The sequence below is a fragment of the Streptomyces sp. NBC_01471 genome, from assembly GCF_041438865.1.
Lineage (GTDB): Bacteria > Actinomycetota > Actinomycetes > Streptomycetales > Streptomycetaceae > Streptomyces.
In genome coordinates this window covers 5567700-5585737 of sequence record NZ_CP109450.1, presented here as the reverse complement: position 1 = coordinate 5585737, position 18038 = coordinate 5567700, and the positions used below count along the sequence as shown (strand labels likewise).

Here is an 18038-nt window from a genome sequence, read left to right as displayed (position 1 = left end):
ATTAAACCATGTTCTAGAGGTTGGGTCAACCCCAATAAGGGCTCTGACCTGGCCTTTCCTCGCACCCACGGCCCGCACCCGCTCGGCCGGGCCCGGCCACAACGGGCCTGGGCGGGGTTCCCTCCTCGGTCGGACAGCTCCGCCGTACCAGGATTCCGGGCGCGGCGTCCTGGCTCGCGCAGCGACCGCGAAGCGGCTCGGCCTGGACGCCGTGTCCGGGTTCCTGGTACGCCCCCTGGGTGTCCGACCGAGGAGGGAACCCCGCCTCCACCACCCGCACCACAACGGCGCGGCACTCAACCAACCAGCCCCCACCCCCTCCGAGTAGGACCCGCCGGAGGCAGCCCTTCCGCCCCCGCCGGCACCCAACGAAACTGTTCGCCGGAACATGGTTGGTCGGGCGGCGCTCGGATGCGTCACCGTCACCACAAGGCCGGTTGCACGGCGGTGTGCCGGTGCAAGGGCAGGGTGATCCGGACGGGCGAGCTCGCGACGGAGTCCACCGCGGGGCGCGGAGCGTGAGCGCCGGAGCAGTAGCCGCCCTCGTCCTCCCAGCGTCGGCGGCGTCGCGCTCGGCGCGGACCCGCTGTTCAGTGAGGGTGACCGGCTTCCGGTACAGGTTCCGGGCGCTGGAATCGAGCGGCGGCAGTACGCGGGCTGCGGCTTTCTGGTCGTCGCGGCGCTTGTGGCGTCGCCGGACCCGTGCAAACCGTGCCTCGTAGGCGGCCTGGTCGCTCTCGTGGAGTCCGGCGGGGTGGAGCCGGGCCAGTTCAAGGGCGACCTGACCCATCGGGCTGGGGCGTCAATACGCGGGTGCCGTCGCCCTGGCGGACGGCGACGAGGAACCGCGCGGCGAACAGGGCCTCAGTCCGGTCGCGACTGAGCCGCTGGCCACCGGACCACACACCACGCCGGGCTGCCTGCCGGGCCCTACCGTCTCGCCAGTACAGGCGCCCGGACTCGGCGGCTTCCAGCACGCGGGCGTGCCCCGCCGTCCAACCGAGTTCGGCAACGTGCCCTTCGGCGAGATACCGGTTGCTCACCGTCTGGTTCCGGTTGTCCGCGTCCATGCCAGTGGCCGCACGTTCCTCGGCCTCCCGCTCGGCCTCTTCCCGACGACGTTCGGTCTCCCGCTCGGCGTACTCGGCCGACGTCAGCTTGCGCTCCAGTTCGGCCCGCAGGTCCTCGGCCGTTGTCCTTTGACAGCGAACCCAGCCGTTTCGACTCCCGACGGGCGTTCTTCAAGTTGTGGGCCGCGCGAGGGGGGCCGAAGCCCCCCTCGCACGACGGGTCGTGCTATTAGATGCCGAAGGGTGCTGCGTAGCGGACGGTGCCGCTGGGCAGCGGGTGGGCCTCGTCCAGGGTGAGGGCCATCATGGCCTCGTCCGGGACGTCGATGGTCAGGCCAATGCCATGAGTTGAGGCGCGGGTGAAGCCGAAGCGCGGGTAGTACGTCGGGTGTCCGAGGACGGTGACGTAGTACTCGTCCATCTCCTTAGCAGCCTGGAGGGCTGCACGGATGACTGCCGAGCCGGCGCCACTCTTCTGGTACTCGGGCCGTACGGCGACGGGGGCCAGGCACAAGGCCGGGATATCCCCGATGTGGCAGCGAGTCAGCAGGGCATGGCCGATGAGGGTGCCGTCCTCGTCGGTGGAGACAAGGGAGAGGCCGTCGATCCAGGAGGTGTCGGCGCGCAGAGAGTCGACGAGGTCGGCCTCCATCGCGGTCTCGAACGCAACGAGGTTGATCTCGTGGATGGTGGGGATGTCGGCGCCGGTCTCGGCGCGGGTGATCCAGTTGCTGTGGGTACGCATGACGGGATGAATCCGTTTCATGGTGAGGTTCGTGCAGGGAATGCCGCGCGAGCTCACGCTCTCAGCGGGGCAGGAGTGACGGGTCAGACCGTCGCCCGGGACGTGAGGGCGGTCCGGGCGCTGCGCATCGCAGTGGCCTTGAGTGCGGTCATCAGCCCCACCTCCCTTTCATCCTCAACCTGGATCAACACGAACTCATCAAACATACCACACACCCCGTCACTCGCCCTTCGAATTGAAGGCAGTCCCAGCTCGGCCCCTGCGGCCGGTCCCCGTCCAGCGTGTTTCGTCATCACCCCCGCGTCCGACAACTCGTTGACATCCAATCCAGTCGCCGCAGGTCAGCGAGCTGCACACGACTAAATTCGCCGTCAAAGGACAGCCGTCGTCTCGGCTCCGGCGGCCAACTGAGCCCGAACAGCGTGGCCGACGGCCGCACGGGCGCAGTACAAGGGGGCGCTGCTCGGCATGGTGGGGTCATCGGCGTACCGCTTGGCGCGGTCCGCGTGCCCCTCGGCTCCGACGGCTTCCTTGTGGGCCGCGTACATGGCCGCCTCCAGACGGACGGCGGCACCGGACCGGCTGCGGCACATCGCGGTCATGGCGTCGTCGGCTGCGGTGACGGCGCGGATCGCGGCCTGCCTGGCGACCTGGATACAGGTCTGCGGGGACGGGTTTCCGGGGTGGGCAACCTGATGCGGGGTGACGGGTGCGTTCTCGGGCATAGGGGTGTTCCTCGGGACTTCGGTGGTGCGGTCGGCGGCGTGCCGTACGGCGTCGGGGAGATGCCGCCCGTCATCGTGCGGAGCGCGATGGAAAGTGGCGTCGTGCCCGAAGGGCACGCCCTTCGGCCCGGCGTCCGGACGGGACGGGAGGGCCGCCCGCGGCCCGGACGTTCCGTCCGGCTGCGAGCCGGGCCAGGCTGAGCCGTCCCGGAGGGACGCCCTTCGTACGGGGGGGGCCGGTGAGTGAGGCCGGCCGCCGACGCGGGCGTGCCCGAACGGCGGTGGGCGGAGCGTGGGGTGGGCGGCTCGATGCCGCCCACCCCACCGCCCGGCGGCCTGGGTCCGGCCGGACGGTGGCTCCCGCCCGGCCGGGGCTGCTGCTACGCGGCGACCGGTTCTCGCGCGGCGACGCGGCACCGGGTGAGCACGGTCTGTGCGGTCTCGCCGTAGATGCTGTGGTCCTTGACCGTGCCGGTCAGCTCGACCTGGTCGCCCTGGTCGGGGATGTCGGCGGCGGAGCTGAACCAGATGAACACATTGCCGCTCGGGTCCTGGAACTTCACCAGTCGGCGGCGCTGGGTGTGGTAGCCGTACGTCCGGCCCTCCAGCTCGATCACGGTGGTGACGGTGGCGGCGGTGGTGATCCGCTCGCCCACCGTGCCCTGCGGCCGGGAGTTCTGGGCGGTCCGCTCGCTGGCCTCCTTCTCCTGGTCGCGGTACCAACCCGCGATGGCGGACACCAGTGCCGGCAGGTGGCGCGGATCGACGGTCTCACCCTTCGCCAACTGGCCCACCTTGTGGCGGTAGTCGGAGAGGCTGCCGTATCCCTGGACGGCCCATGCCCGGACGGCGACGGCGGTAGTCGGCGCGTCGGGGTCGCCGTCGATGCCGGCCCGCCACTCCATCGGGGCCTTGCGGTCGAAGAAGTACGCTTCGACGCCGTCGGCGGTCGGCGGGGTGTTCTTCCACTGCTCGGACCGGCTGTAGAACCTGCCTTCGGTGTTCACGATGGCGGCGGTCACCCGCAGCACCTCGATCACCGGCACGCGGAGATCGGCCGGGATGCCGCCCTCTTCGCCGTCCCAATCGGAGTCCTTCAGCGTGCCGAACCGCCACAGGGCCTCAAGTCCCTTGATCGGCAGACCGGTGTACGGCTCGACGCACGTCGTGCCCAACTGCCGCATCTCGCCGGTCTCGTGGCGGGCAAGGTAGGTGGCGGTGCGGTGCCGGGCGACGGCACACCCGTGGCAGAAGGACTCGATGGCGCGGTACTGGCGCGCGGCCTCGGCGTCCTGCTCGGGCAGACCGGGGAACAGGCTGGTTATCGTCTCGCCCTCCTCGTCGTGGTCCAGGCGGGCGATGACGGTCCAGCCGTGGTGACGGGGGATGTCACCGGAGATCGTCACGGTGACGGTGGGGCGCTGGCCGATCAGGCGGCCGTCGATGTCGTGGTAGTCGGCAAGGAACGGCTTGGAGATGTCCATCGCGTACGCGCTGAGGTGGTGGACGGCGGCGCGGGCGTTGGTCGCCTCGACAAGCTGACGGACGCGGGACTGAGCGGTCGCGGGGATGGAAAACCGCATGGCTGCGCTGGTCATCGTGGGTGCTCCTGCTGGTGAGAGAGGAATCGCGGGCCCGGCCGGGCGGGTTGCCCTCCGCGTACGGCCGGTCTCGGGCCGGCTGGCGGCCCGTCGTGTCGGAGGAGGGGTGCCCTCCCCCTCCGACATCATTAATTAAACCATGTTTTGAGGCATGGGGCAAGCCCCCCGGCAGCCGGGGATGTCGAGTGCGGCGCGGTCGCGGAGGAACGCGGCGAACAGAGCGGCGGTGTAGCTGTCGGCGGTGCCGTACGTGCGGCGGCAGTCCAGCGCTCCGATGCGCTCGCCACGGTGGCGGACGGGGAACGGCTGGCCGGGGCCGGGATGGCGAGCGCGTACAGCCCGCGCGGGGTGTCCACGCGCAGGACAACGGCGGCGGCCTGGTGGTCGTAAGCGGCGGACCAGCGGCGGGGCCCGATGCCGAACTCCGCCAGTCCGCCTGCGATGGCGCGGGCCTGCATGATGTCGGCGGTGGTGCCGGGGTCGGGCTCGGCGGGGGCGGGGACGCATCCGCAACCGTGGTCGTCGGCGTGGGTCTCGAACAGAGCTGTACGGGTCACTGTGGGGCTCCTGGGGGTGGCCGGGGGCGGGAGGATTCCCGCCCCCGGCGTCGGGCGACTAAGGCGGCTAGACGGTGGCTTCGTCGTCGCTGGCCGGGTCGTCGGCCTCCTCGGCCTCCGGCTCGCCCTCCTCCTCGTCGGTGCCGGGCTCCTGCTCGGCCTCCGGCTCGCTGCCGGACGTGATCGCGCGGGGCTTCTTCTTCGACGGGTCGTACGGCTCGTCGTCCACGACCGACTGCTCAATGGGCGTGAGCAAGTACCCGAGAGACGCAAGCACCTGGAACCACCGGCCGGTGGGCTTCCGGGTCCACGGGGCGCGCTGGCTGTCCGTCCTCCACGCGGACCGGTTCGCGCACTTCTCCCGTACAGCGGCGATGGCGGCGAACTGGAGTTGCGGGGCCCTGCGGGGGTCCTTGGCGACGTGCCCGGCGAAGTTACCCCGGTCCTTGGCCTGCTCGGTGCTCAGCCCCAGGAAGGCGGCAAGGATCTCGGTCGTCGGCTCCTTGGTCAGATCATCGAGTCCCCAACTGGCGTTCAGAAGAGCGTTGTTCACGTGACCGATCAGGGTGCTGGTCGTGGCCTTCGGGAGGTTGCGCCGCTTGATCAGGTCGGTGATCCACTTCCGGCGCAGGGCCTCGGCCGCGTCCCAGTCGATGTTCCCCTTCTTGACGGCGGCGCGGGCCGCGCGCTCGGCCTCTACCTCGGCGGCGGTCTTCGTGCCGCCGCTGCCGCTGCTGCTGCCCTCGGGCACCGTGTGCCCGTACAGGCCCGGGGCGGAGCAGTAGGGCTCGTACCGGTCTGCCCGCCGCTCGTCGAACACCCACACCAGCCCCTCGCAGTCGGCGTGCTCCTCGGTGCTGATGCCACGCAGCCGCCACACGGGCATGGCGCGCTCGGACAGCTCCTCGGCGTCCCGGATCTTCTGCCCGGCCGCCTCCAGATCCGCGCGGTGGGCCTCGGCCTTGGTCCGCTTGTCGCGCTTGGTCCGCTCGACGGCGATGGCCCAGTCAACGTCTCCCTCGTCGGCGTCATCGTCGGCGGCGGCCTCGGTGATCGCAGCGAGCGCTTCGGCGTCGTCCGCGAACTCCGAGAGCGCGGCCAGGTGCTCGAACGTCCACTCATAGCTGCTCGCGCCGCTGACGGCGGCCGACAGCTTCTCGTCGGACCGGACCTTGACCAGCGTCTTGACGTCCTTCTGCCGCACGCCTGCGGCCTTGGCGATGCGGCCGACCTGCGCGCCCGCCTCGGCGGCGCTGAACATGGCCTGGTTCATCTCGGAAGCGCTCAGGCTCTTGCGGTGCTGAGCGGTCGTGATCATGTCGAGGAACTGTCCGGCCGCGTCGCGGTCGTCGTCCTCCCACTCGTACGGCAGGTGGGTAAGGCCCGCGTCCGTCGCGGCGTGGTAGCGGCGGTTTCCGTCATTGATCTGGAGGACTCCGCCGTCAAGGCGCTGGATCTTGACGGGGATGCGGCACCCCTCGGCGCGGAGGGATTCCACGAACGGCGGGTTGAGGTCGAGGTCTTCGCGGGCGTTCTTCGGGTGCGGGGTGAGCGCGTCGATCCGAATGACGGGGCGCGGGGTGACCGGAACGGTCTCCAGCCCTGCGGCGACGGCGGCGGCCAGTCGCTGGAACCCGTCGATGATCTGCGGCACGTCGCCGTTGGTGCGCACGACGTACAGCGGCTCCATGACGCCGATGTCCTTCACGTCGGCCAGCAGATCGGCCGGGGCCTCGATATCGCGGACGTTGCCGGGGTGCGCGGCCAGCTCGGCGACCGTGAGGGTCGGCCACGGGGCAGGAGCGGTCTGGACGCTGGCCTGGGTCTTGGTTTTCGTCATCGGTCCTTCTCTTTCTGGTGAGAGTTCGTCGGGCCGTTCGGCCCGGTGACGGTGTCGGTCGGGGGGTTGCCCTCCCCCTTCCGGCATCATTAATTAAACCATGTTATCGGGAGAGCGGGGAACCGAGGATGCTGTGATCGCCGTCACTCGGGTGCAGGGCCGCGGCGGTGCGGATCATGGCGGCGGCCTCGGCGGTGTTTCGCTCGGGCTCGTCGCCCCAGCACCACAGGAGGGTGCGCCGGTAGGCGTCCTCCGTGAGCCGCAGCTTTCGCCACCGAACCCTGGACACGGGACGGCCGTTGACCTGGTTGCTGAGCACCACAAGGGAGTCGAACAGGGCGCGTTGGAAGATGTTCCACGGTTCACCGCGTACGGACCAGCGGGGCCGGACGGAGCGCACCCCTCGTTCCCATGCATGCAGCACGGTGCACGGGGCAGTGTCGCCCATCCGGCCGGGCTGCCAGAGGTGGTCACCGTGATAGAGCCCGACTCGTTCGATGTGGTCGGCGGCGGCGGTGAGGATGCGGGCGGGGGTGGCCGGGAGCTTTCGTGTCGGCACGGTCATGCCTCCTGGGTTGGTCGCGGGCTCGACGGCCGGGGGCGGACGGCCGCCCCCGGCCCTGACGGGGCTACGCGGCTATGGACCCAGCCGAGGTGCGGCCGATCGACTTACCGCCGATGTCGGCCCGGCTTCCCGCGATCCATCCGGACCCGTACCCGTTGCCGGTCATGGTCGTAGTGCCGCCCTTCCGTGAACGCGGGTATGCCTGCTGGTAGTTGCGGGAGACGACAGCCTTGCGGTCCGCGAGCACGAGGGCCGCGCTGCGCCCGGTGGCGCTGGTCCCCCCCCTGGCCTCTTCGCGTGCGCCGCGCTCGGCCTCCTCGATGCGGTCGCCAACCCGGTTGATGAAGCCGAGGAGCCAGGACCGACGCCAGGCACGCGCGCCCTGGCCCGGCGGGACCGACTGAGCGGCCAGCCCGCTGTTCATCTGAAGCAGTAGAGAGGTGTAGAGCAGTTCGACGCGCTGAAGGTCGCTCACGTACCCGAAGACGTGAACCCGGCGGGCCGGGCCGCTACCGTCCCGGCCAAGGTGGATGAGCTGGCAGCCGAGAGCAAGCGCGATGCGGTTGACGAGGCGGACTCGCTCCATCGCCCAGGGGTTGTCCAGAACGATCTTGCGGTCCGCCGGGGCGTCGCTGGCAGGGTTGGCGTCGTTGAGCATGGCCTGTTCGACGCCGTACTTCGCCATCATCTGGAACGCCCGCTTCCGGGCAAGCTCCGCCTCCGACTCCGGCGTACGGGGGTCCTCCGCCTTGGCGAGAAGGGCGCGGATGGTTTCGAGCTTCGCGGGGGCCTTCGTGGTGCTCACGTTCATTCTCCTGGCGAGAGAGGTTGTCGGCGGCCGGTCGGCCTACCGGTGTCGGCTGGGGTGTTGCCCTCCCCTTCCGACATCACTAATTAAACCATGTTACAGGGGTTGGGTCAACCCGAATATAGGCCCTGACCTGCTATTTTCCCGTACCACCGGCTCGCACCCGCTCGGCCGGGCCCGGCCACAACAGGCCTCTGGGCGGGGTTCCCTCCTCGGTCGGACAGCTCTGCCGTACCAGGGTTCCGGGCGCGGTGTCCCGGCTCGCGTAGCGACCGCGCAGCGGCTCGGCCTGGACACCGCGCCCGGGTTCCTGGTACGCCCCCTGGGGTGTCCGGCCGAGGAGGGAACCCCGCCCCCACCACCCGCACCACAACGAACCCGCACCCAACCAACCAGCCCCCACTCCCTCCGAGTAGGACCCGCCGGAGGCAGCCTTTTCGCCCCCGCCGGCACCCAATGAGCTGGTGGTTCGAGATGTCCGCGGACCTGTGCCTACGGTGCGTGCGATGAGCAGTGATTTCGAACAGAACCGGGGGCACGGGTGAGCACCACTTCGGCAGGACCAGTGAGCGCGGCGGAGCTGCGGCGGCGGGTTCGCGCTGCTGAAGCGCTGAAGGCGAAGACGCGAGAGTTGGCCGCTGCGAACGCGTTGACCGCGCGTGAGGCTGCGGTGAAGGCGGCCAGGGCGAAGGAGGAGGCCGACGTCACGGCGCGCGAAGCTGCTGCTGTAGTTCTGCGGCTGTTCGACAATGACGCCGAGTTGGTCTCAGAGCTGCTGGGTGTGCCTGCGGAGGACCTGGAACGTGAGGCGAAGCCTGTTACCGCCGCTCGGGCGAAGGAGATCATCGAAGTGCTGCGGACCCGCGCCGAGCGGCCCCGCTCCACTCGAAGCCGTAAGCCTCGGCCAGATGGGGCAGAGACGTCTTCTCCAGTCTCGGACGCCCCGGCCCCGATCGTCACGGCGGACGGCAGCCGGGCTGATGCCGCCTGAAAACGACCTCGGGCCCGGCCTCTTCCCGCTCGCGGCGGTGAACGGGGCCGGGCCCGCTCACGTTGACGAACAGCTTGCCCTCATCGGTGAGCCAACGACCGTGCGGATACCAGCCGTTGAGTGGCTGGTCTGGCTGGCCGATGAGTCCGTTCGGGCCCGGTACTGGGCCAAGGTCTACCGGACCTCGTCAACCGAGGACTGCTGGTTCTTCCTCGGCGGGATCTCCAGCACCGGCCACGCCAGCAAACGAGCGGAATTGCATCTGCTGCATCATTGAGCACCCGTTGCTGAGGTCGTTGACCAGCACGTGAGAGAGGGAGCCAACCAAGGGTTGGCTCCCTCTCTGCTGTTACCGGCCTGCAGTGATGTCGACCACGACGTAACCAATGCATCGATGTTGCGTTGAATGCATCGTGACGAGAGCAGCTGAACTGCCGGGTGCGGCCTCGCTCGTGCTGGCCTCGGGGGTCGTACACCTCGACCCAGCGCCCGCGGTCTTCGCCGCGATGATGGACGGTTGGTCGATGCAGCAGCGGACCCGGTTCCTGAAGGCGGAAACGATTCAATCCCGCATCGATCTGGTGCGGCGCTTCGCAGCGTTCACCAACGAGTATCCGTGGCAGTGGCGACCAGCCGAGGTGGAGGCGTTCATCGACCACCTGCGGTCGGGGGCACGACCGATCGTGGTCTCCACGGCCCGCGGCTACCAGAACACGTTGCGGCTGTTCATGGAGTACATCACCGATGCCCGCTATGCGTGGCCGCGGGAGTGTGAGGAGAAGTTCGGACAGGCGCCGGTGCAGATCCTGCACGAGTGGAACACCGTCGCGCATGTCACCGAGTACGAAGGCGATCCCCGCCGCCGCCCGCTGACCTACGACGAGGTTCAGGCGCTGTTCGACGCTGCGGACGGCCGGGTGGAGGAGATCAGGGCCCGGCGGCGCAAAGGGGCGCTTGCCGCAATGCGTGACGCCATGGTCCTCAAGACCGTCTACGCCTACGGTCTGCGCCGCAGGGAAGCGTGGGGCTTGGACCTGCCTGACTTCCGGCACAATCCCAAGGCCCACCAGTACGGCCGATGCGGCGCGCTCTACGTCCGCTGGGGCAAGTCGTCCAAGGGCAGCCCGCCCAAGCGGCGAACGGTGCTCACGGTCCCGGAGATGGACTGGATCGTTCCGGTGCTGGAGCAGTGGCTGGACGAGATCCGGCCTGCCTTCGGCCCTGGCCGACTCCCGGCGTTGTGGGTGACCGAGCGTCAGAGCCGACTCTCGCGCCGCTCGTTGAACGAGGCGTTCGAGGAGGCCCGCGACGCGGCCGGCCTGCCTGTGGAGCTCGACCTGCACTGCCTGCGCCACTCCTACGTCACGCACCTGATCGAGTTCGACTACCCGGAGCGGTTCGTCCAAGACCAGGTCGGCCACGAATACGCGTCCACCACCGCGCTCTACACCAACCCTCCGGAATTGCATCAGACGGGCGAGAAACCGCAGGTCGCCTGGTCGTGGGGGGAAACGGAAGGAGTCCATAGCCTCTACGAACTGGCCTCCTGAACAGGGATGTTGCCGAGTTGATCCCTTCTGATGCATGATCTGCTCTCCAGAAGGGATGGTCTGGAGTGGTGCATCAGCGCAAGGTGGCCCTGGCCGGCTCGGCCCACATGGAGCTCGTCTCCGGGGTCGTTCAGCTGCGTCCCGAGGACGCGATGTTCGACGCGATGCTGCGCGGTTGGCGTGCTCAGCAGAAGTCGCGAGGGCTGAAGGACGAGACGATCGCCCCGAGGGAACGGCTGATCCGCCGGTTCCTGGAGTTCACCAACGAGTACCCCTGGCGATGGACGCCTTCCCATCTGGACGAATGGTCGGCCTCGCTGACGAGCGAGAGGCGCCTGGCACCCTCCACGATCCGCAGCTACCAGGGCACCGTTGGGCTGTTCACCGAGCTCCTCATCGATGCCCGATACGGCTGGGTCCCAGCGTGCGAAGAAGCCTTCGGCACCTTCCCGGTGGCGATTTGCCATGAGTGGAATACCCTCCCTCACCTGCAGGATTACGAAGGCAATCCAGAGGCGAGGCCGTTCACAAGGGAAGAGCTGCAGCGCTTCCTCGACTACGCCGACGACCAGGTCGCACGCGCGGTGAAGGCCAAGCGCAAGGGGGCCCTCGCCGCCTACCGCGACGCCACGTTGTTCAAGGTCATCTACGGGTGGGGGCTTCGCCGGACCGAGACGTCCAAGCTCGATGTCGTCGACTTCGGACGCAATCCGCAGGCCCGGCAGTTCGGCCGGTACGGCACGCTCAACGTCCGCTACGGCAAGGCGAAGAAGGGCCAGCCGCCGCGGCGGCGGAACGTGCTGTCGGTGATGGACTGGGCCGTCGAGGCGGTCGCCGACTACGTCGAAAACGTTCGGCCTCGTTTCGGGTTCCCCGATCACCCGGCTCTGTGGATCACGGAACGTGGGGGCCGTCTCCAGCCCGGCTCCATCAACGACCGGTTCGAGGCATACCGAGACGCTCTAAAGCTCCCAAAAGACCTGACTCCCCACTCAATCCGACATTCTTACGTCACGCATCTGACCGAGGACGGAGTCGACCGCCGGTTCATCCAGCAGCAGGTCGGCCACGAGTGCGACAGCTCCCTGGCCATCTACACGCACGTCAGCGACGACTTCATGAACACTTCCCTGCACAAGGCACTGGCCCCGGCGTTCGCCGGAGCCTGAAGAGGAAGGATCCGGCGATGGCCGCCAAGCTCGACTACCACTGGCACCTGCGCAAAGTCATGGCCGACCGCGGGATGTTCTCCACCACCGACCTCCTCCCACCGCTCAAGGAACGCGGCATCAGCCTGTCATCGAGCCAGGTCTACCGGCTTGTCGTCGAGCGACCGGAGCGACTGAGCCTGAAGATCCTCATGGCCCTGCTCGACATCCTCGACTGCACCATGGACGACCTCATCGAGCCCATCGCGGCGGCCGGCGCCGTGAAGAAGCCGAAGAAGGCCGCTGCCGGTGGCTCGGCACCTTCCGTGGAGGGGCTTGGCGGGCTGCGGCCAAAGCGGGCTCGGATCAGGAGTGTTGACCGGTCATGACCACGGCTGACCAGCTCGACCGCGCCGTCACAGACCCGGTCGGCTTGATCACCGACCTCGTCGCCGACATCGAGAGGGAACTCGGCATCGAGATGATCCGGGCCGTGGTCACCGCGGTCGCGGGCGGCCGAGCGAAGTCACGAAGCTTGGCCAAGGCCCTGGCCATACGGCCCGCTGTCCTCACCGACGGCCGGTCCCCGGCGCCCCGGGCCATCGGCGATCTGCTCATCGAGCTCCGCAAGGCCGGCGCCTCGGTGATCGCACCACCTCTCTGCGCCGAGTGCGGCAAGATTCTGCGGACTCTTCAACGCAAGGGGCAGGACTGGTACTGCTCAGTCTGCGGGCAGGAAACCGCCGAGTGCACCGCCTGCGGCAACGTCCGTCGCGTCGGCTTCCGCGACCGTAAGGGCCTGCCGCGCTTCAAGGTGTGTCCCGACCACGACCACCGCGATCCTGTCACGGTCGTCCAGGACCTGATCACCGCGATCGCCCCGGGCGCCGACCGTGATGCGGTCGCCGAGGCTCTCCGCCGGACGGCGCCCGACCGTCCCCACTATCGCCAGCGAGTGGTCTGGGCCTTGGAGGAGAATCCCCGGCTGCTGACCGGAGAGGGCTACCTGGCGCCGCATCGCGCCATCTTGAAGTTCATCGAGCTGCTGCACGAGGCCGGTGTCGCTGGGATCGTCCGGCCTGCCTGTCCTCGCTGCTGCCGGGTGGTCCGCATCGACAAGCCGCTGGACGGACAGCGGGTCTGCCGCAACTGCATCGCCAAGTCCCGCGTCGAAGAATGCGTACGCTGCGGGGCCCGGCGTGAGCCGGCCACTCGCGACGACCAGGGGCGACCGCTGTGTCCGAACTGCCTGATCACCGACCCCGCGAATACCGAGGTCTGCATCAGCTGCGGCGAACGACGCCGAGTACAGAACCGCACCGCCGACGGTCCCCTCTGCCCCAACTGCTGCCCCCTGCCCGTCCTGGTCTGCGCGATCTGCGGCCGCACCGCGCCCGGCACACTCTCGAAGCTCACCGGCCTGCCCCGCTGCCGCGGCTGTTTCCAACGACAAGCTCACTGCACCATCTGCGGAGGACTCCGCGGCATCCACTCCGGCACCGCCGACGCGCCCATCTGCGGTCCGTGCACGACACCGGACGCCGAGCTCTGGCGCCCATGTCCCACTTGCGGACAAGCCGAGCGGCTGCACGCGCCGGGTCCGTGTCCTCGCTGCACTCTCAAGCAGCGGCTCCACGATCTCCTCGCCGACGATACCGGCTCCATACCCTCGAAGCTGCAGCCCCTCTACGACGCCCTGGCCAGCACCGAACGGGCCCGCACCGCGATGAGCTGGCTCTCCAAAGGCATCGTATCCACCGTCCTGTCCGATCTTGGCTCCGGCCGCCGCCCTCTCACCCACCAGGCCCTGGATGAGCTCCCGGAAGGCAAGGTCGTGGAGCACATCCGCAGCGTTCTCGTCGCCGCCGGAGTCCTGCCTAAACGAGACGAGCAGATGATCCGTCTCGAACGGCACGTAAAGGACCTCGTCACCTCCCATACGACGGTCGAGGGACGCAAAATTCTGCACCGGTACGCAACTTGGCACCTTCTACGTCGGCTTCGCCGACGCAGCCGCGGCAAGGAGATCACCCACTACCAGCTCGCGACCGCGCGGCAGCACCTGCGGGCGGCCGTCTATCTCCTGGACTGGCTCGAGGAACAGAATCTGACCCTGACCACCTGCCGACAGGCCGATCTTGATCGCTGGATGACCAGCGACGGCGTCCTCCTTCGCACAGAGGCAGGCCACTTCGTTCGCTGGGCCCTGGCCCAGAAGATCACCCGCGACCTCAGCTTCCCGGCCGTCAGATGGAACGGCCCCACCCAGCCGATGGACGACGAGGCCCGCTGGGACACCGCGCGACGCCTGCTGCACGACGACGCCCTCAAGCCCGAAGACCGCCTCGCCGGCCTGCTGTTGCTCCTCTATGCCCAGTGGCCCGCCACGATCTCCCGGCTCACCGTCGACCACGTCGAGGAGACGGACACAGCCGTCCGTATCCACCTCGGCGCCGTCCCGGTCGAACTACCGACACCCGTCGCTGAACTCGCCCTCCACCAAGTCGCGGTCCGCCGCAGCCATGCCGTCCTCGCCCGGACGGACTCACCCTGGCTCTTCCCCGGCGGCCAGCCCGGCCGCCCGATCAGCGCCTGGGCCATGGGCGAACGCCTCCGCAAACTCGGCATCCGCCTCGCGGAAGCCCGCTCGACTGCTCTTTTCCAGCTCGCCACGGAACTGCCCGCAGCAGTCCTCGCCCGCACCCTCGGCATCGACATCACCGTCGCCGTCAAATGGCAGCGAGCCGCCGCCGGAGACTGGGCCGCCTACGCAGCCGACGTCGCCAGCCGCCCGTGAGCCAATGCCATGCGCTGCTAACCCATGCCGCCGTTGCTCTGGAGAAGCTGGGCGTTGATCCATCCGCCCTCTGCAGAGCAGAGGAAGGAGACAAGATTCGCGCAGTCCTGCGGCACACCGAGGCGTCCCAGGGGCGTGAAGCGGATCATGTCCGCCTTCTGATCTTCGGTCATCCAGCCCGTGTCGGTCGGTCCGGGATTGATCGCATTACAGGTCACTCCCAGGTGGGCGAGCTCACGGGCGGCCGCCAGCGTGATCCGGTCCATCGCTCCCTTGCTTGCCCCATAAGGCAGGTTGCCGGCCGTGTGGTCGCTGGTCAGGCTGACGATCCGCCCGCTGCCGTGCTGTCCGCGGAACCGCAGCCCGTACTCCCGGATCAACAGCCAGGTTGCCCGCGCATTGACTGCGAAATGCAGGTCGAAGCTCTCCACCGTGGTGTCCAACAAGCCGGAGTCGACCGACTCGCAATGGCAGAGCACCAGCGCGGTGACGTTTCCCAGTTCACGCTCGACTCTGTCGAAGAGCTGAGCCGGCACGGCCGGGTCGCTCAGGTCCGCCTCGACCGCAAGCGTTCTCGCCCCGAGCGACGCCACCTTCTTCTGCAGCTCTTCGGGCGCACCCGGCTCCAGGCCCCACTGCATCCGCGCGTCATACGGAGTCCAGTACGTGAAGGCCACATCCCACCCGGCCCGGGCCAGATTCAGCACCACGGCCGCCGCGATCCCCGCCGAACGGCCCGCCCCCGTGACCAAGGCAAGCGGGCGCCCCGCTTCTCCCACGTGCTGCCGTCTCCCCAAGGGCGTCTCACCAGTCATGATCCTCATCCTGGCGGGCCACCCTTCGCACGGCACCCGATTTTCCCGGTCGCTGCCACAGTCACACGCGGAGACCTAGCCGCCACAAGGCACACATGGCATAGATCAGACAGGTATTCAGGCAGTTCCAATACCCGACTCCACCATTAGGGGTGAGCGACGAGTACCGCAACCGGCTACTCCAGCGCTCCCTGAACCGCCAGGCTGACCGATGGAGCGTGTCGTGATCCGCAAGATGGGCTACGAGTGGCACCTGCGCAAGATCATGGCCGACCACGGGATGTTCGCCACCACGGACCTTGTGCCCCTGCTCGCCGAGCGCGGCGTGCACCTGTCGCGGGAACAGGTCTTCCGCCTGGTGACTCAGCCACCGCAGCGCATGTCGATGGACACCCTGGCGGCGCTCTGCGACATCCTCGACTGCCAGGTCCAGGACCTCATCGAGATCACCGTGGTCAACCAGCAGGTCCGCAAGACCGGCACGGGAGATAGCAGCCCGACCGTTCCGCAAGTACGCCGCACGTCCATCCGGCGCCCGGAGGGGCTGTGACAGTTCCGCCGGAGGTGACAGACGCAATCGTTGAGTTGCTACGGCGAGCCCTGCCCGGGGCGGACAGCGATGCTCTGTCCGCTCATGTCGCGAGCTTGCGGCTCCGCCGCTCTGCCGCCGGTGAACTGCTGGGGCACCTCGCAAACTCCCCGGATGCGCTGTTCTCGGGCCACTCCGGAGGGCCAGCCGCCCGGCTCCGGCTTCTGGATGTCCTCGCCGCCGAACATCCCCTGGTCGAGCGGGCCCGATGCATCCGCTGCCAGCGGGCCAAGACGCTGCGGCACCGTGTGGATGACGGCAGGGCCTGCGTCAGCTGCTACAGCCGTCAGCACGTCGAGACGTGTGTCCGCTGCGGCGATCTACGCGAGGTCGCCCTGCGTCAGACGGACGGCGGAGCCGTCTGCCCCAAGTGCAAGCGCCGGGACACGTCCTTCTGGCGAGAATGCTGCGTCTGCGGCAAGTCGGCACCGGTCGTCGCCCGCCGTGACGGACAGCCGCTCTGCCAGACCTGCCTTCCCAAACGGCCACAGATCTGTTCCGCCTGCGACCGCGACCAGCCGGTAAGGGCCTACACCGACCAAGGTCCCCTCTGCGGAAGCTGTTACCAGCGGTCGAAGGCTGCGGAGTGCGCGGACTGCGGCCGGGTAACAGCAAACCGCCGCCGAGACCGGGAGTCCGGGAAACTGGTCTGCGAGCGCTGCTGGAACCCGCCTGTGCTGACCTGCGTCGACTGCGGTCAGCAGAAGCCCTGTCCACGCGGGCTGAAGACGGGCGAACCACGCTGCAGCAGCTGCCGCGCCCGCAGACGCCCGCGGCGCCCCTGCGTTCGCTGCGGAAAGTCCCAGCGCATCCACTCGCGGCTCCCGCTCGGGGACGTCTGCGCCCCCTGCCACACGAAGATTCGTCGAAATGCCGAGCCCTGCGGCCAGTGCGACGCCGCCCGCCCCCTCATCGGCATCGGCACCGCCGGGCAACTGATCTGCGGACCCTGCGCGGGCGATGACCGGGAGTGGAACTGCGGCCGATGCGGTCGCTTCGATGCCCTCTTCTCCGACGGCCTTTGCCCACGCTGCGTCGCCCACGACCGCGTACATCAACTGTTGTCCGGCCCGGACGGGAACGTCCGGCCCCAGTTGGCCCCCTTGATCGGCCTGCTCGACGCCGAATCAGATCCCTACCAGATCCTGCTCTGGCTCTACCGCTCCGGCTGGGGCGACCTCCTTGGCCGCCTCGCCAGCGACCACGAAGAGATCACCCACGAGCTCCTCGACTCGTTTCCCTCCCACCACAAGCCCGTCCAATACCTGCGCACGGTCCTGGTGACGGCCGGCGTGCTGCCTGCCCGCGACGAACACCTCGACGGCATCCCGGGCTGGCTCGATACCCTCCTCGCCACTCAGCCACCGCACATCACCATACTCATCCGCCCCTACGCGTCCTGGTCCGTACTGAGCCGGGCCCGCGGACGCAGCATGCGACGAGCCTCGACCCCGAGCGTCCGCAAGTACGCCCGCTCGCGCATCCTCATCTCCGTCCGCTTCCTGACCTGGCTCGATGAACAGCAGTTGACGCTGGCCACGGTCACCCAGGCACACATCGACGGCTGGCTGGACGCCGGCACCGACACCCACCACCGCCTCCGCGACTTCCTGCGCTGGGCCCACAGCCGCCGTCTCGCTCCCGACCTCTATGTCCCCTGGCTTGGCAGCCGGGACGAACCCGGTGACGTCCTCGATGACCACGAGCGGTGGCGACTGCTGCGACGCTGCTTCACCGAAGAGGGCATCCCGCTCCACCAGCGTGTCGCTGGCGCTCTCGTGCTGCTCTACGGCCAGCGGCCACAGCGCATCGTCACGCTCACCCGCTCCCACATCACCATGCGAGGCGAGTACACGTATCTCACTCTCGACCGGCACCCCGTGCTGTTGCCGCCTCCGCTCGCTGAGATCGTCCAACGGCTCGCTACTGCAGAGCCGTTCAGTCGCCGCCCCATCATCCGAGACCTTGCCCCAGGTAGTGGGTTGCTGTTCCCCGGCGCACGTCCCGGCGCCTCCATGGACCACGGCCGCCTCACCCATCAGCTCAACGCCCTCGGTATCCGCGTCCGCCCCGCCCGCAACAGTGCCCTGTGTTCCATGGCTGCCGACCTCCCCGCTTCGGTGATCGCCGACTTGCTCGGACTCCACATCACAACCGCTGTCCGCTGGGCGAAACTCGTCAAGCGAGACTGGACCAGCTACCTTGCAGCCCGCGCCGACAACGGGTAACAGCACCCC

Annotated in this window: 17 protein-coding genes; 9 read left to right on the top strand and 8 right to left on the bottom strand. The window is 68.7% G+C overall.

The features are described from left to right. Positions 1–1299: 1299 nt before the first annotated feature. The 3 genes from OG285_RS25020 to OG285_RS25010 all read right to left on the bottom strand — a co-directional run bounded on the left by OG285_RS25020 (position 1300) and on the right by OG285_RS25010 (position 4138). Positions 1300–1815: a GNAT family N-acetyltransferase gene (locus OG285_RS25020; protein ID WP_371792256.1), complete on the bottom strand. Its 516-nt coding sequence runs from the start codon at positions 1813–1815 to the stop codon at positions 1300–1302. Between the two features lie 371 nt (positions 1816–2186). Then, a complete protein-coding gene (locus OG285_RS25015) occupies positions 2187–2540 on the bottom strand; it encodes a hypothetical protein (RefSeq protein WP_371792255.1) in 354 nt (117 codons plus the stop codon). A 380-nt stretch (positions 2541–2920) separates the two neighbouring features. After that, complete coding sequence (locus tag OG285_RS25010; protein WP_371792254.1) at positions 2921–4138, bottom strand: hypothetical protein; 1218 nt, start codon at positions 4136–4138, stop codon at positions 2921–2923. Between the two features lie 147 nt (positions 4139–4285). Between OG285_RS25010 and OG285_RS25005 the strand changes: the two genes are divergently transcribed. Then, the gene (locus OG285_RS25005) at positions 4286–4531 is read left to right on the top strand and encodes a hypothetical protein (RefSeq protein ID WP_371792253.1); all 246 of its coding nucleotides are present in this window, start codon (positions 4286–4288) and stop codon (positions 4529–4531) included. A gap of 234 nt (positions 4532–4765) precedes the next feature. Here OG285_RS25005 and OG285_RS25000 read toward each other — a convergent pair whose 3' ends face one another. From OG285_RS25000 to OG285_RS24990, 3 genes are all read right to left on the bottom strand, one after another. Then, positions 4766–6538, bottom strand: a complete 1773-nt coding sequence (locus OG285_RS25000; protein ID WP_371792252.1) for a ParB/RepB/Spo0J family partition protein — start codon at positions 6536–6538, stop codon at positions 4766–4768. A 103-nt stretch (positions 6539–6641) separates the two neighbouring features. Then, entirely contained in the window at positions 6642–7097 is a 456-nt protein-coding gene (locus tag OG285_RS24995; RefSeq protein ID WP_371792251.1) for a DUF6197 family protein, read from the bottom strand. Positions 7098–7167: 70 nt separating this feature from the next. Further along, on the bottom strand, positions 7168–7908 hold the full coding sequence (locus tag OG285_RS24990; protein ID WP_371792250.1) for a DUF2786 domain-containing protein: 741 nt from the start codon (positions 7906–7908) through the stop codon (positions 7168–7170). A gap of 568 nt (positions 7909–8476) precedes the next feature. Here OG285_RS24990 and OG285_RS24985 point away from each other — a divergent pair. The 6 genes from OG285_RS24985 to OG285_RS24960 all read left to right on the top strand — a co-directional run bounded on the left by OG285_RS24985 (position 8477) and on the right by OG285_RS24960 (position 14397). Continuing rightward, complete coding sequence (locus tag OG285_RS24985; RefSeq protein ID WP_371792249.1) at positions 8477–8902, top strand: hypothetical protein; 426 nt, start codon at positions 8477–8479, stop codon at positions 8900–8902. Beyond that, the gene (locus OG285_RS24980; RefSeq protein WP_371792248.1) at positions 8892–9179 is read left to right on the top strand and encodes a hypothetical protein; all 288 of its coding nucleotides are present in this window, start codon (positions 8892–8894) and stop codon (positions 9177–9179) included. Before OG285_RS24985 ends, OG285_RS24980 begins: the two co-directional genes overlap by 11 nt. A gap of 109 nt (positions 9180–9288) precedes the next feature. Next, entirely contained in the window at positions 9289–10452 is a 1164-nt protein-coding gene (locus OG285_RS24975) for a tyrosine-type recombinase/integrase (RefSeq protein ID WP_371792247.1), read from the top strand. 65 nt (positions 10453–10517) lie between these two features. Beyond that, on the top strand, positions 10518–11621 hold the full coding sequence (locus OG285_RS24970) for a tyrosine-type recombinase/integrase (protein ID WP_371534869.1): 1104 nt from the start codon (positions 10518–10520) through the stop codon (positions 11619–11621). Between the two features lie 17 nt (positions 11622–11638). Continuing rightward, positions 11639–11989, top strand: coding sequence for a helix-turn-helix transcriptional regulator (locus OG285_RS24965; RefSeq protein ID WP_328333079.1), 351 nt, complete (start codon positions 11639–11641; stop codon positions 11987–11989). Further along, positions 11986–14397, top strand: coding sequence for a site-specific integrase (locus OG285_RS24960; RefSeq protein ID WP_371792246.1), 2412 nt, complete (start codon positions 11986–11988; stop codon positions 14395–14397). The genes OG285_RS24965 and OG285_RS24960 overlap by 4 nt, the downstream gene beginning before the upstream one ends. A 17-nt stretch (positions 14398–14414) precedes the next feature. Here OG285_RS24960 and OG285_RS24955 read toward each other — a convergent pair whose 3' ends face one another. Then, a complete protein-coding gene (locus OG285_RS24955; protein ID WP_328333083.1) occupies positions 14415–15212 on the bottom strand; it encodes an SDR family oxidoreductase in 798 nt (265 codons plus the stop codon). A 223-nt stretch (positions 15213–15435) separates the two neighbouring features. Here OG285_RS24955 and OG285_RS24950 point away from each other — a divergent pair, with 223 nt between their 5' ends. After that, a complete protein-coding gene (locus OG285_RS24950; RefSeq protein ID WP_371792245.1) occupies positions 15436–15762 on the top strand; it encodes a helix-turn-helix domain-containing protein in 327 nt (108 codons plus the stop codon). 38 nt (positions 15763–15800) lie between these two features. On the opposite strand, the gene OG285_RS24945 is transcribed toward OG285_RS24950, so the two are convergent. After that, a complete protein-coding gene (locus OG285_RS24945; RefSeq protein WP_371792244.1) occupies positions 15801–16046 on the bottom strand; it encodes a hypothetical protein in 246 nt (81 codons plus the stop codon). An 849-nt stretch (positions 16047–16895) separates the two neighbouring features. On the opposite strand from OG285_RS24945, the gene OG285_RS24940 reads away from it, so the two are divergent. Then, entirely contained in the window at positions 16896–18029 is a 1134-nt protein-coding gene (locus tag OG285_RS24940) for a hypothetical protein (protein ID WP_371792243.1), read from the top strand. The last annotated feature ends 9 nt before the right edge of the window (positions 18030–18038 follow it).